At 66.9% G+C, this 12,003-nt stretch carries 15 protein-coding genes and 1 pseudogene; 10 read left to right on the forward strand and 6 right to left on the reverse strand.

Going from position 1 to position 12,003, the window contains the following annotated elements:
* The 3 genes from ABW137_RS03625 to ABW137_RS03635 all read left to right on the forward strand — a co-directional run.
* A partial coding sequence (locus tag ABW137_RS03625) for a nitroreductase family deazaflavin-dependent oxidoreductase (RefSeq protein WP_526396975.1) occupies positions 1–351 on the forward strand: 351 nt, incomplete at its 5' end.
* A complete protein-coding gene (locus tag ABW137_RS03630) occupies positions 348–1,082 on the forward strand; it encodes a mycothiol-dependent nitroreductase Rv2466c family protein (RefSeq protein ID WP_526396977.1) in 735 nt (244 codons plus the stop codon). The genes ABW137_RS03625 and ABW137_RS03630, both read left to right, overlap by 4 nt.
* 11 nt (positions 1,083–1,093) lie before the next feature.
* Positions 1,094–1,591 carry a nitroreductase family deazaflavin-dependent oxidoreductase gene (locus ABW137_RS03635; RefSeq protein WP_526396979.1) on the forward strand — a complete coding sequence of 166 codons (498 nt, stop codon included), beginning with the start codon at positions 1,094–1,096 and terminating at the stop codon, positions 1,589–1,591.
* On the opposite strand, the gene ABW137_RS03640 is transcribed toward ABW137_RS03635, so the two are convergent.
* Both ABW137_RS03640 and ABW137_RS03645 read right to left on the reverse strand, forming a co-directional pair.
* Entirely contained in the window at positions 1,579–2,484 is a 906-nt protein-coding gene (locus ABW137_RS03640; protein ID WP_526396980.1) for an SDR family oxidoreductase, read from the reverse strand. The genes ABW137_RS03635 and ABW137_RS03640 overlap by 13 nt on opposite strands.
* A gap of 28 nt (positions 2,485–2,512) precedes the next feature.
* Positions 2,513–3,283, reverse strand: coding sequence for an SDR family oxidoreductase (locus ABW137_RS03645; RefSeq protein WP_526396982.1), 771 nt, complete (start codon positions 3,281–3,283; stop codon positions 2,513–2,515).
* A 62-nt stretch (positions 3,284–3,345) separates the two neighbouring features.
* On the opposite strand from ABW137_RS03645, the gene echA20 reads away from it, so the two are divergent.
* From echA20 to ipdC, 4 genes are read left to right on the forward strand one after another with little or no spacing between them, the layout of a single operon-like run.
* Positions 3,346–4,131, forward strand: coding sequence for a (7aS)-7a-methyl-1,5-dioxo-2,3,5,6,7,7a-hexahydro-1H-indene-carboxyl-CoA hydrolase (gene echA20 / locus ABW137_RS03650; RefSeq protein WP_526396984.1), 786 nt, complete (start codon positions 3,346–3,348; stop codon positions 4,129–4,131).
* Positions 4,128–5,039, forward strand: coding sequence for a cholesterol ring-cleaving hydrolase subunit IpdA (ipdA, locus tag ABW137_RS03655; protein WP_526396986.1), 912 nt, complete (start codon positions 4,128–4,130; stop codon positions 5,037–5,039). The genes echA20 and ipdA overlap by 4 nt, the downstream gene beginning before the upstream one ends.
* Positions 5,036–5,785 carry a cholesterol ring-cleaving hydrolase subunit IpdB gene (gene ipdB, locus ABW137_RS03660; RefSeq protein ID WP_526396988.1) on the forward strand — a complete coding sequence of 250 codons (750 nt, stop codon included), beginning with the start codon at positions 5,036–5,038 and terminating at the stop codon, positions 5,783–5,785. Before ipdA ends, ipdB begins: the two co-directional genes overlap by 4 nt.
* A 3-nt stretch (positions 5,786–5,788) precedes the next feature.
* Entirely contained in the window at positions 5,789–6,853 is a 1,065-nt protein-coding gene (gene ipdC, locus ABW137_RS03665; RefSeq protein ID WP_526396990.1) for a (3aS,4S,5R,7aS)-5-hydroxy-7a-methyl-1-oxo-octahydro-1H-indene-4-carboxyl-CoA dehydrogenase, read from the forward strand.
* Here ipdC and ABW137_RS03670 read toward each other — a convergent pair whose 3' ends face one another.
* On the reverse strand, positions 6,854–7,573 hold the full coding sequence (locus ABW137_RS03670; protein WP_526397002.1) for an SDR family oxidoreductase: 720 nt from the start codon (positions 7,571–7,573) through the stop codon (positions 6,854–6,856).
* A 111-nt stretch (positions 7,574–7,684) separates the two neighbouring features.
* Here ABW137_RS03670 and ABW137_RS03675 point away from each other — a divergent pair, with 111 nt between their 5' ends.
* From ABW137_RS03675 to ABW137_RS03685, 3 genes are read left to right on the forward strand one after another with little or no spacing between them, the layout of a single operon-like run.
* On the forward strand, positions 7,685–8,032 hold the full coding sequence (locus ABW137_RS03675; protein ID WP_526396992.1) for a MerR family transcriptional regulator: 348 nt from the start codon (positions 7,685–7,687) through the stop codon (positions 8,030–8,032).
* Between the two features lie 46 nt (positions 8,033–8,078).
* Complete coding sequence (locus tag ABW137_RS03680) at positions 8,079–8,726, forward strand: SatD family protein (protein WP_526396994.1); 648 nt, start codon at positions 8,079–8,081, stop codon at positions 8,724–8,726.
* Complete coding sequence (locus ABW137_RS03685) at positions 8,723–9,478, forward strand: hypothetical protein (protein ID WP_526396996.1); 756 nt, start codon at positions 8,723–8,725, stop codon at positions 9,476–9,478. Before ABW137_RS03680 ends, ABW137_RS03685 begins: the two co-directional genes overlap by 4 nt.
* Before the next feature lie 59 nt (positions 9,479–9,537).
* Here the strand turns inward: ABW137_RS03685 and fadA6 are convergent, their stop codons facing one another.
* From fadA6 to ABW137_RS03700, 3 genes and pseudogenes are all read right to left on the reverse strand, one after another.
* On the reverse strand, positions 9,538–10,704 hold the full coding sequence (gene fadA6 / locus ABW137_RS03690; RefSeq protein ID WP_526396998.1) for a steroid 3-ketoacyl-CoA thiolase FadA6: 1,167 nt from the start codon (positions 10,702–10,704) through the stop codon (positions 9,538–9,540).
* Positions 10,705–10,707: 3 nt separating this feature from the next.
* Positions 10,708–11,301, reverse strand: a complete 594-nt coding sequence (kstR2, locus tag ABW137_RS03695; protein ID WP_526397000.1) for a TetR family transcriptional regulator KstR2 — start codon at positions 11,299–11,301, stop codon at positions 10,708–10,710.
* A 44-nt stretch (positions 11,302–11,345) separates the two neighbouring features.
* A pseudogene (locus ABW137_RS03700) lies at positions 11,346–11,858 on the reverse strand (DUF4153 domain-containing protein); the annotation flags it as partial.
* Positions 11,859–12,003: the final 145 nt, after the last annotated feature.

The raw sequence follows: 12,003 nt of genomic DNA on the forward strand, positions 1-12,003 counted from the left end.
TTCGGCAGTAACTTCCAGGGCATTCCCGTCGCCATCCTGACCACGACGGGCCGCAAGTCCGGGGAGCCGCGCGACAGTCCGCTGTACTTCCACCGCGACGGCGACAAGATCATCGTCGCCGCATCGAAGGGCGGCAGCGACAAGCACCCGATGTGGTACCTGAATCTCAAGGCTGATCCGAAGGTTCGCGTTCAGGTCAAGGACGAGAAGCTGCAGCTGGTCGCGCGCGAGGCCACCGACGCCGAGCGCGAGCTGTACTGGCCCAAGCTCGTCGCGATGTACCCCACGTATGAGGACTACCAATCGTGGACCGACCGCAAGATCCCGCTGGTGGTCTGCGAACCGGAATGAGCACGACGGCTCGGGCGGACCTGCACTTCTACTTCGACCCCGTCTGTCCGTTTGCGTGGATGACCAGCAAGTGGGTCCGCATGGTCGCCGCCGAACGGGACTACGTCGTCGACTGGCGGTTCATCTCACTGCGAATCCTGAACGCGCACATCGACTACGCCTCGCACTTCCCGCCCGAGTACGAAGCGGGGCACACCGCCGGACTTCGACTCTTGCGGGTCGCCGCCCGCGTCAGGGCCGAGCACGGCCGCCCGGCCGTGGGTCGGTTCTACGAGGCGACGGGTGCCGGCATCTTCGACACGTCGCGGACGATCGACGCATTGTCGGCGTCCGACCAGGGGGCGCGGCACGTGCTACAGCCGCTACTCGCCTCGCTCGGCTGGCCCGCAGACCTGGCCGACGCCCTCGACGACGAGTCCTGGGACGACGTCATCCGCGCCGAGACGGAGGAGGCGCTGGCGGCGACGGGGCGCGACGTGGGCACTCCGATATTGCACTTCCAACCACCCGATGGAGTGGCCTTCTTCGGGCCGGTCATCAGCAGGCTGCCCAGCGCAGACGAGGCGACCGAGCTGTGGGACCACGTCGTCGCGCTCGCCTCGTTTCCGGGGTTTGCAGAACTGAAACGCTCACTGCGGGAGCGCCCGCAGCTGGCGAGCTTCGGCGTCGACACCCAAACGGCAGGCAAGCAGGAGGACTGGCACGGAGGCAGCCGACGCACGAAGAAGTAGGCGGTTTGCGGATGCGCAGGTTCGGATACGTAGGTGGCATGGTCGGTGTCGGCGAACGCATCCGCAACTCGGGGGTGTTGGCCACGGCGCTCAAGTACTTCTCCCGCGCGCACATCGCCGTGTACCGCCGCACGAACGGCAGACTGGGCGCGAAACTCCTGTGGTTTCCTGCTGCTCTGCTCACCACGACCGGCCGCAGGTCGGGGCAGCCGAGGACCACCGCGACGCTGTGCCTGCGCGACGGCGCGAAGGTGATCCTTCCGGCATCGTTCGGCGGTCGCGACGGCAACCCGATGTGGTATCTCAACTTGAAGGCGAATCCCCAAGTTGGGGTGCAGATCCGGGACGAGCGCCTGGCCATGACGGCCCGCGATGCGACCGACGAGGAGCGCAGGCGCTACTGGCCGGCCCTGATCAAGATGTACCCGCCGTACAAGAACTACCGCGACGCGACCGACCGCGTGATCCCGCTCGTGGTGTGCGAGCCGGCGGGCGCTCAGGCGCCGTAGACCTTCACCGGCGGACGCGCCTTGGCGAGCAGATCGTTTACGACGGGTGCCAATTCGGCAGGATCCCACCGCGCACCCTTGTCGATCTGCGGACCGTGCGCCCAGCCCTCGGCCACCCGGATCTTGCCGCCCTCGACTTCGAACACCTGGCCGGTCACGTCACGGGACTCCACGCTGCCAAGCCACACCACCAAGGGCGAGACGTTCTCGGGCGCCATGGCGTCGAATTCCGCGTCCTGGGTCGACATCATCTCGGCGAACACGGTCTCGGTCATCCTGGTTCGCGCCGAAGGGGCGATCGCGTTGACGGTGACGCCGTAGCGTCCCATCTCGGCCGACGCCACCAAGGTCATCGCGGCGATGCCAGCCTTTGCCGCGCTGTAATTGCCTTGTCCCACACTGCCTTGCAGGCCCGCGCCGGAACTGGTGTTGATGATGCGGGCGTCGACCGGCTGACCGGCCTTCGCCAATGCACGCCAATGGGCAGCCGCGTGCCGCATGGTGGCGAAGTGCCCCTTGAGGTGCACGGCGATGACGGCGTCGAACTCCTCCTCACTGGTGTTGGCCATCATCCGGTCGCGGACGATGCCCGCGTTGTTGACCAATACGTCGAGGCCGCCGAATGCGTCAACGGCGGTCTGGATCAGCCCCTCGGCCTGCCCCCAGTCGGCAACGTTGGCTCCGCTCGCGACGGCTTCGCCACCGGCGGCGACGATCTCGTCGACGACGGCCTGCGCTGCACTGCCACCGCCTGCCGGCGAGCCGTCCAGCCCGACACCGATGTCGTTGACCACCACACGGGCGCCCTCGGCGGCGAACGCCAGCGCATGGGCGCGTCCGATCCCGCCGCCCGATCCGGTGACGATCACGACGCGGCCGTCGAGCAAGCTCATATTCGTTGTCTCCCTGGTATTCGATGCGCTATTTGATGGCGGATGTCGTTGCGAGGTAGGGCGGCGGCTCGCCGCCACCGTGCACTTCGAGCGATGCGCCGCTGATGTAGGACGCTGCCTCGCTGGCCAGGAACGCAGCCGCCCAACCGATGTCGGCGGGCTTGGCCAGCCTGCGCAGCGGGATGTTGGCCGAGATCGCGGCGACGGACTGGGCATCGCCGTAGAACAGCTCGGACTGCTCGGTCTCGACCATGCCGACGACCAGCGAGTTGATCCTGACTTTCGGCGCCCATTCGACGGCGAGGGTGCTGGTAAGGCTTTCGACGCCGGCCTTGGCCGCGCCGTAGGCGGCGGTACCCGGGGTGGGCCGACGGGCGCTGACACTGGAGACGTTGATGATCACTCCGCCAGCGTCCTGGGCCTGCATGTGCTCATTGGCATGCTGCGAAACCGACAGCGGACCAAGGAGATTGAGTTCGATGATCTTGGTGCTGAACTTTGCCGAGGCGTCAGAGGCCGGCACGTAGGGCGAGCCGCCTGCGTTGTTCACCACCACGTCGATGCGGCCGTGACGCTCCACGATCCCGTCGACGAGCGCCTTGACCGCGTCGTCGTCGCGGACGTCGCAACGGTGGAACTCGTACGGCAGGCCGTCGACGGGGCGCCTGGCGCAGGTCACCACCGTCGCCCCCTGACCCGCGAAGACGGAGCTGATACCGGCCCCGACTCCCCGGACGCCACCGGTCACCAAGACGATGCGACCAGCAAGTTGGAGATTGATTCCGGCCGCATCGGTCACTGTGCTAGCGTACCAAGCAAGTGCTTGCTTAGGTAGCCCACCGGGAGTGACTAGGATTCCGCATGACGATCACCACCAAGACCGTCGAACCGGGCATCGTCTCGGTCACCGTCGACTACCCACCCGTCAACGCCATCCCGTCGCGCGGCTGGTTCGAGCTCGGCGACGCGATCACCTCCGCCGGGCGTGACCACGACACGCACGTCGTGATCCTTCGCGCCGAGGGACGCGGCTTCAACGCCGGGGTCGACATCAAGGAGATGCAGAACACCGCCGCGGACGCGAGGAGCAGAAATGCCCCTGCGTTCACTGCGCTGATCGATGCCAATCGCGGGTGTTTTCACGCCTTTCGTGCCGTCTACGAGTGCGAGGTACCCGTGGTCGCGGCGGTCAACGGCTTCTGCGTCGGCGGTGGCATCGGGTTGATCGGCAACGCCGACGTCATCGTCGCCTCCGACGACGCGACGTTCGGCCTTCCAGAGGTGGAGCGCGGCGCCCTTGGCGCGGCCACCCACCTGTCCCGGCTCGTCCCCCAGCACATGATGCGCAGGCTGTTCTTCACCGCCGCCACCGTCGGCGCCGCGACGCTGCACCAGTTCGGCTCGGTGCACGAGGTGGTGCCGCGCGCCGAGCTCGACGAGTCCGCGCTACGGGTCGCCCGCGACATCGCGGTCAAGGACACCCGCGTGATCCGCGCGGCCAAGGAGGCGCTGAACTTCATCGACGTACAGCGGGTCAACTCCAGTTACCGGATGGAGCAGGGCTTTACGTTCGAGCTCAACCTGGCGGGCGTGGCCGACGAGCATCGTGACGCGTTCGCGCAAGCGGCGAAGGGAGGAAAGTCTTGAGCGACAAGCGGACCACCTTGGACGAGGCCGTCACGTCGATCGAAAGCGGCATGACCATCGGCATCGGCGGCTGGGGCTCACGGCGCAAGCCGATGGCGTTCGTCCGCGCGCTGTTGCGCACCAACGTCACCGACCTCACGGTGGTCAGCTACGGCGGACCGGACATCGGATTGCTGTGCTCGGCGGGCAAGGTCAAGCGCGCGTACTACGGCTTCGTGTCCCTCGACTCACCTCCCTTCTACGATCCGTGGTTCGCCAAGGCGCGCACCACCGGCGCGATCGAGGCCCGCGAGATGGACGAGGGCATGCTGCGCTGCGGATTGCAGGCGGCCGCACAGCGGTTGCCATTCCTGCCGATCCGCGCCGGCCTCGGTAGCGACGTGCTGGCGTTTTGGGGCGACGAGCTCAAGACCGTGACCTCGCCGTACGCCACCGACGGTGGCTACGAGGAGCTCGTTGCGATGCCGGCACTGACACTCGACGCCGCCTTCGTCCACCTGAATGTCGGTGACGAACGGGGCAATGCCGCGTACACCGGCATCGACCCATACTTCGACGACCTATTTCTGATGGCCGCCCAGCGACGCTTCCTGTCCCTCGAGCGCGTGGTACCCACCGAGGAACTGATCAAGTCGGTTCCGCCACAGGCGCTTCTGGTCAACCGGATGATGGTGGACACCGTCGTCGAGGCGCCGAACGGAGCGCACTTCACCACTGCCGAGCCGGATTACCGCCGCGACGAGCAGTTTCAGCGGCTCTACGCCGAAGCCGCCGGCTCCGACGAGACATGGGCCGAGTTCGTCTCGACGTATCTGTCCAAGAGCGAGGCCGACTACCAGGCCGCGGTGCGGAAGTTCGCCGCGGACCGCACGGCGGCGAAGTCGGCCAAGGAAGGAGGGACCAGGTGACCTCCGCGACTCGCGCCGAGGTGTGCGCCGTCGCCTGCGCCGAACTGTTCCGCGACGCAGGCGAGATCATGGTGAGCCCGATGACGACAATCGTCTCCATCGGCGCCCGTCTGGCCCGGCTCACCTTCTCGCCCGACATCCTGCTCACCGACGGCGAGGCCAGACTCCTGGCGGACACGCCTGCGCTCGGCGCCGCAGGCGCCATCGAGGGGTGGATGCCATTCGGCCGGGTCTTCGAGACCCTGGCCTGGGGTCGGCGCCATGTGGTGATGGGCGCCAACCAGATCGACCGCTACGGGAACCAGAACCTCTCGGCGTTCGGACCACTGCAGCATCCGACACGACAGATGTTCGGCGTCCGCGGCGCGCCGGGAAACACCATCAACCATGCCACCAGCTACTGGGTGGGCAATCACACCAAGCGGGTGTTCGGCGATTCCGTGGACATCGTGTCCGGAATCGGTTGGGACAAGGTCGATGTCGACAACCCGGCGTACCGGTTCGTCAACGTGTACCGCGTGGTGACCAACCTCGGTGTCTTCGACTTCAACGGCCCAGACCACCAGATGCGCGCAGTCTCGCTGCACCCCGGTGTCGAAGCGGACCAGGTGGCGGACAACACGTCCTTCGAGGTGCACGACCTGGCATCGGCGACGATCACCCGGTTGCCAACGGATGACGAACTGACGTTGATCCACGACACGATCGATCCAAAGTCGCTGCGGGACAAAGAAGTCAAGGTCTGAGCCATGAGCAAGTTACGCACCCCGTTGACCGATCTGATCGGCATCGAGCATCCGGTGGTGCAGACCGGCATGGGCTGGGTGGCGGGTGCGCGATTGGTGGCCGCGACGTCGAACGCGGGAGGCCTCGGCATCCTCGCGTCGGCAACCATGACGCTGGACGAATTGGCTACCGCGGTGAGCAAGGTCAAGGCCGCCACCGACAAGCCCTTCGGCATCAACATCCGCGCCGACGCGGGTGACGCGAATGAGCGGATCGAGCTGTTGATCCGCGAAGGGGTGCGGGTGGCGTCGTTCGCCCTTGCCCCCAAGCCCGACTTGATCGCGAGACTCAAAGAGGCTGGCGTGGTGGTCATCCCGTCGGTCGGGGCGGCCAAGCACGCCAAGAAGGTGGCCGGTTGGGGCGCCGATGCGGTGATCGTGCAGGGCGGCGAGGGTGGCGGCCACACCGGTCCCGTCGCGACGACACTGCTGCTGCCATCGGTGCTGGATGCAGTGGACATCCCCGTCGTGGCTGCGGGCGGATTCTTCGACGGTCGAGGCCTTGCCGCCGCACTCTCGTATGGAGCCGCGGGGGTCGCCATGGGCACGCGTTTTCTTCTGACGTCGGACTCGACCGTTCCCGAGGCGGTCAAGCAGCGCTACCTGGAGTCCGGGCTGGACGGCACGGTCGTCTCCAAGCGCGTCGATGGCATGCCGCACCGCGTACTGCGAACCGGCCTGGTCGAGAAGTTGGAAGGCGGCTCGCGGGCACGGGGTTTCGCGGCCGCCGTTGGCAATGCGCAGAAGTTCAAGAAGATGTCCGGCATGACCTGGCGGTCGATGGTCAAGGACGGCCTTGCGATGCGACATGGCAAGGAGCTCACCTGGTCGCAGGTCGTGATGGCCGCCAACACGCCGATGTTGCTCAAAGCCGGCCTGGTGGAGGGCAATACCGATGCCGGCGTCTTGGCGTCCGGTCAGGTCGCGGGCATCATCGGCGATCTACCGTCGTGCGCCGAACTCGTCGAGTCGATCGTCGGCGACGCGGTCAAGCACCTGCGCGCCGCCGCAGGACACGTAGTCGACTGATCAGGCCAACAGCTCACGCATCGGCGCGTAGAGAACCTCCGGCGATGCACCCAACTGCGCCTTGACCTCTCGGGTCTCGTCGTCGGCGAGGACCTCGTCGGCTCCGGCCGCCAGGCCGTCGAGTGCCTGGCGCACCACGTCGGCCGGGTCGTTCTTCGGCAGGTCCCAGCCCGCCATCATGTCGGTGTCGGTCGCCGACAGATGCAACCCCAGCACCTGGGTGCCCTGCCCGCTGAGTTCGAGACGGGTGCTGTTGGTGAGGTGCCACTGCGCGGCCTTGGCCACCGCGTAGGCGCCGTTGCCGGGGTACACGCGGAAGGACAGTATCGACATCACGTTGACGATCGCGCCGCCTCCGTTGCGGCCGAGGATCGGAGCGAACGCGCGCGTCATCGCCAGCGTGCCCCAGAAGTGCGTGTCGATCTCCAGGCGGATCTCGTCGAGATCGCCGGTGACGAGATTCTGCATCGTCGCCACCCCCGCGTTGTTGACGAGGAGGTCGACGTCGGCGGTGCGTGCGGCGACCTCGGCGACGTTCGCGTGATCGGTGACGTCGAGCCGAAGTGGGTGGACCCGCGAATCCGAGGCGTCGATCGTCTCGGGTCGTCGGGCGGTGGCGTACACCTTGGCCGCACCACCGGCGAGTAGTTGACGGACGAACTCGCGGCCCAGCCCCCTGTTGGCCCCGGTCACCAGTGCGGTCGCATTGCGAATCTCCATGGCGACCAGCGTAGAATCTGACATCAATGTGAGGTTCAAGTGGCGTTGGCCGTGACGTGGAACACATCGGAGGCCGAGTGAAATTGGGGGCAGAGTCAAATTGGAGGCGGAGTGAGGATCGGCGACCTGGCGAGGGAGACGGGTGCGAGCGTCCGCTCGCTGCGCTACTACGAGGAGCGCGAGATGTTGTTGCCCGAGCGCACCCCCGGTGGCCAGCGCATCTACGGCGCCGACGCCGTTTCCCGCGTCACCTTCATCAAGGAACTCTTCGCGGCAGGCCTGAGCAGTGACGACGTCGTCCTGATGCTGCCGTGCATCTACTCGGGCACGACCACGCCCGCCATGGTCGAGCGCCTCGTCACCGAGCGGGCGCGGCTGGATGCGGAGGTCACTCGCCTGAGCGCCACCCGTGACCGGCTCGACGGCATCATCGTCGAAGCGCGCTCACGACTCATCTAGTGAAGTCAAGTGCTTAAGTTTTACGAAATGAAGCTACAGTCTTCATATGGTGAAAGTTAAGCCTCAGACTTCATCGAGGGCGATGCTGATCGGGGACGTCGTCGATTCCCGCCACGCCGTGGACCGCCGAGCCCTGCACCGCGCTCTCACCACCCAGCTCGGCAGCATCGCCGAAGGCGCCGTCGACCCGCCTTCCATCACGGTCGGCGACGAGTTCCAGGGCAGCTACCCGACCGTCGGCGGGGCGATCACGGCAGCCCTGTCGCTTCGCCTCGCCCTCGCGCCCGCGGTCGACATCCGCTTCGGCATCGGCTGGGGACCGGCGACCGAACTCGACCCCGACACCGGCATCCAGGACGGGCCGGGATGGTGGTCGGCACGCGAGGCCATCGAATGGACGGCCACCGCCCAGAAGCAGTCCGGACTCGCATCGGTGCGCACGTCGTACCGGAGCGCGGAACCGTCGGGACCGGCTGCCGACCCGATCAACGCCGCCCTGATGTGTCGGGACCACATGCTTGGATCGCTCGATGAACGGTCCATCCGCATCCTGAGAGGTCTAGTGAACAACCGGTCCAAGCGTGACCTGGCCGCCGAGGAGGGCATCAGCGCATCGGCGGTGTCCCAGCGCGCGGCACGCGACGGGCTCGACCTCATCGTCGCTGCATCGCAACGCCTTTCGGATGTCCGATGAGTTCCCTCGCCATCCTGCTGATCGCCGTCGGGCTTGGCGACGTATGCAGGCGCCTGACCCGTCCCCGCTGGGTGTCGCCCACCGTCGCGGTCGCGGTCATCGTGGTCTTCGTGGTGCTCGGCGGGCTCTGGCACGCTGGTGACGTCCCGCTGCTCGTCGTCGCCATCGCCGCGGGCGTCGCTTGGCCGCTGCTGTGTGAGCGCGCCGAGCGCACCGGCAAGCATCAGGCGCTGCCGCTCGCGGTGTTCGGCGGCGCGGGCGCGGCGCTGATCCTGTTGTCCGGGTGGGCATCCGACGTCGACGGGCTCGTCGCACGCTGGTCGGACTGGGTCGACCTGGCCGATGCGGACGTCTCGCCAACCCGGCTGCTGATGATCGTCGGCGTCATGCTGACGCAGGTGGCGACCGCGAACCAGTTGGTGCGGCTGATCCTCGGGTCGGTCGGCGCGGTGCGACCCGTCGGCCAGCCACAACCGTCGGACCGACTGAAGGGCGGCCGCCTGCTGGGCCCGATGGAGCGTCTCCTGATCGTCGGCCTCGGGCTCGGCGGCCAGCTGACCATGGCGACGGCAGTGGTCGCCGCCAAGAGCATCATCCGATTTCCCGAGCTCAACGCCCAGCGCTCGGAGGCCGGCAGAGCGCCGTCCCCCGGCATCGGCATCGATGACGTCACCGAGTACTTCCTCGTCGGCAGCTTCGCCAGCTGGATCCTCGCGTTCGGCAGCCTCGCGCTGATCGGCGCGACACCCTAGGACGAGTGTGAATCTGGCGGCGCCCCCGGGTTCGGGAGGTGCCCGGGAGGGACTAGTGCCTAGAGCCGCTCGATGATGGTCACGTTGGCGGTCCCGCCGCCCTCGCACATCGTCTGCAACCCGTAGCGACCGCCAGTGCGCTCCAACGTGTTCAGCATCGTGGCAAACAACTTCGCCCCCGTCGCCCCCAGCGGATGACCCAACGCGATGGCACCGCCACTCGGGTTGACCTTCGCGGGGTCGGCCTTCGTCTCCTTGAGCCACGCCATCACGACGGGCGCGAACGCCTCGTTGATCTCGATGGTGTCGATGTCGTCGATCGTCAGGCCCGTCTTCTCCAGGGCGTAGTGCGTCGCGGGGATCGGCCCGGTCAACATGTAGACCGGATCCGCACCACGCGCACTGATGTGATGGATGCGGGCGCGCGGCTTCAGGCCATGGTCCTTCACCGCCTGCTCGGAGGCCAGCAGGACAGCGCTGGCTCCGTCGGAGATCTGGCTCGCCATCGCTGCCGTCAACCGACCGCCGTCGACCAGGGTCTTGAGTCCGGCCATCTTCTCCAGCGACGTGTCGCGCGGCCCCTCGTCGGTGACGAAGCCAGCGCCATCGGTCTGGACGGGAATGATCTCGTTCTCGAAATACCCCGACCGGATGGCCTCCTGCGCGCGCTGATGGCTGGTCAGCGAATACTGCTCCATCTCTTCACGCGAGAGACCCCATTTCTCGGCGATCAGCTCGGAGCCGCGGAACTGCGAGATCTCCTGATCGCCATAGCGGTGCAACCAACTCTTCGACTCGTTGGTGGGCGACGTGAAGCCGAACTGCTCGCCGACGACCATCGCCGAGCTGATCGGGATCTGGCTCATGTTCTGCATCCCGCCCGCGACGATCAGGTCGGCGGTACCCGACATGATCGCCTGGGCGCCAAACGAAATCGCCTGCTGACTGGATCCACACTGCCGGTCGACGGTCACCCCTGGCACCTCCTCGGGGAAGCCCGCGGCCAGCCACGAGAGCCGGGCGATGTTGCCCGCCTGTCCGCCGACGGCATCCACGCAGCCGGCGATCACGTCGGCGACGGCCCCCGGGTCGACGTCGTTGCGATCGAGCAGACCCCGCCACGCGGCAGCTCCGAGATCGACGGGGTGCAGACCGGCGAGGGATCCGTTGCGCTTGCCGACAGCAGTGCGTACGGCATCGATGACATACGCCGGCGTTGCAGCCATGATTCAGACTCCTTGCATCGTGATGCCACCGAGGACGATGGCGAGGTACTGCCTGCCGACCTGCTCGGCGGTCAGCTGCCCGCCGGGCTGGTACCAGCGGACCGACACCCAGGTGGTGTCGCGGATGAAGCGGTAGACCAGGTCGACGTCGAGGTCGGGGCGGAAACACCCCTCGGCGACGCCTTGTTTGAGCACGTTGACCCACATCGTCCGCTGTTCGCGATTGCGCTCGTCGACGAAGGCGAACCGCGGCAACGACGACAGCCGCTTGGCCTCGTCCTGATAGATGACGACCTGAGCGTGTCGGTGCTCGATGGCCTCGAAGGACGCCATGAACAGGCCCGTCACCCGGGCCAGCGGATCGGTCTCGGTCTCGACGATCTGGTGGTAGCGCCCGAAGAGCCAGTCCAGGAAGTCGCGAAGCACCTCCTCGACCATCTGCTCCTTGGACTTGAAGTGGTGGTAGAGGCTGCCGGACAGGATTCCCGCCGAATCCGCGATGTCGCGAACGGTGGTGGCGCGCAGGCCGCGTTCGGCGAACATCGCCGCGGCGAGGTCGAGCAGCTCGTCGCGGCGGGTTGGAAGCGCCTTGTCCACCCCGACAGGGTATCAACCAAGCGCTTGCTAGGTAAATCGGGGAGCTACGGATATCCCCAATAACCCGCGCAAGCGTCCGCCGGTGGCGTGCCGTCGTGGGTCGCGCGCGAGCGCGACAGGTTGAACTGATACCAGGCATCGGCGTCGTCGTCGCGATACCTGGCGCACAGCCGCATCGATTCTGGCAGCCGGACGAGGGCGGGCGCGACGTCGGAGGACAGGCCCAAGAGGTACGACGTATCCAGCTGCCCGGTTCGTTGGTAGCGGTCGACGTTGCGCTCGGCGATCAATCGCTCCGGATTGACCGCGGCGAGCCCCAGCAGCGCCACCACACCAGCGATCAGGACCGCGCGGGGCAACCAGCGCGCCGTCATCCCGATACCAGCCACGGCGACGAGTACGAACACCGCACCGAGCCAGAGTTCGATCGCAATGACCATCACCCGCTGCACGCTGAACCCGTACGCCTGCTGGTACAGCCACATCCGATGGATCGCCGATATCACCACGACCACCGAGGTGACGCATGTCGTCCCGACGAGCACCCGCAGCAGCCGACGATCGACCCGACCTCTGACTGTAGGGGCCGGTCATGGCGCTTCTGGGCAGCGATTGTGAAGAAACCGTGGAGAAGTCTCACGGCATCGCCCATTCAGGCGCGCTGGCTCGACACCGAGATCACTTCGCCGGTGAGGTAGCTGG

Source organism: Mycobacterium sp. (assembly GCF_040509115.1).
Taxonomy (GTDB): domain Bacteria; phylum Actinomycetota; class Actinomycetes; order Mycobacteriales; family Mycobacteriaceae; genus Mycobacterium.

Bases quoted from the DNA above. Each gene is read 5' to 3' on its own strand.
- ABW137_RS03630 (WP_526396977.1), top strand. From the start codon at position 348: ATGAGCACGACGGCTCGGGCGGACCTGCACTTCTACTTCGACCCCGTC.
- ABW137_RS03635 (WP_526396979.1), top strand. From the start codon at position 1,094: ATGCGCAGGTTCGGATACGTAGGTGGCATGGTCGGTGTCGGCGAACGC.
- ABW137_RS03640 (WP_526396980.1), bottom strand. From the start codon at position 2,484: ATGAGCTTGCTCGACGGCCGCGTCGTGATCGTCACCGGATCGGGCGGC.
- echA20 (WP_526396984.1), top strand. From the start codon at position 3,346: ATGACGATCACCACCAAGACCGTCGAACCGGGCATCGTCTCGGTCACC.
- ipdC (WP_526396990.1), top strand. From the start codon at position 5,789: ATGAGCAAGTTACGCACCCCGTTGACCGATCTGATCGGCATCGAGCAT.
- ABW137_RS03670 (WP_526397002.1), bottom strand. From the start codon at position 7,573: ATGGAGATTCGCAATGCGACCGCACTGGTGACCGGGGCCAACAGGGGG.
- ABW137_RS03680 (WP_526396994.1), top strand. From the start codon at position 8,079: ATGGTGAAAGTTAAGCCTCAGACTTCATCGAGGGCGATGCTGATCGGG.
- ABW137_RS03685 (WP_526396996.1), top strand. From the start codon at position 8,723: ATGAGTTCCCTCGCCATCCTGCTGATCGCCGTCGGGCTTGGCGACGTA.
- fadA6 (WP_526396998.1), bottom strand. From the start codon at position 10,704: ATGGCTGCAACGCCGGCGTATGTCATCGATGCCGTACGCACTGCTGTC.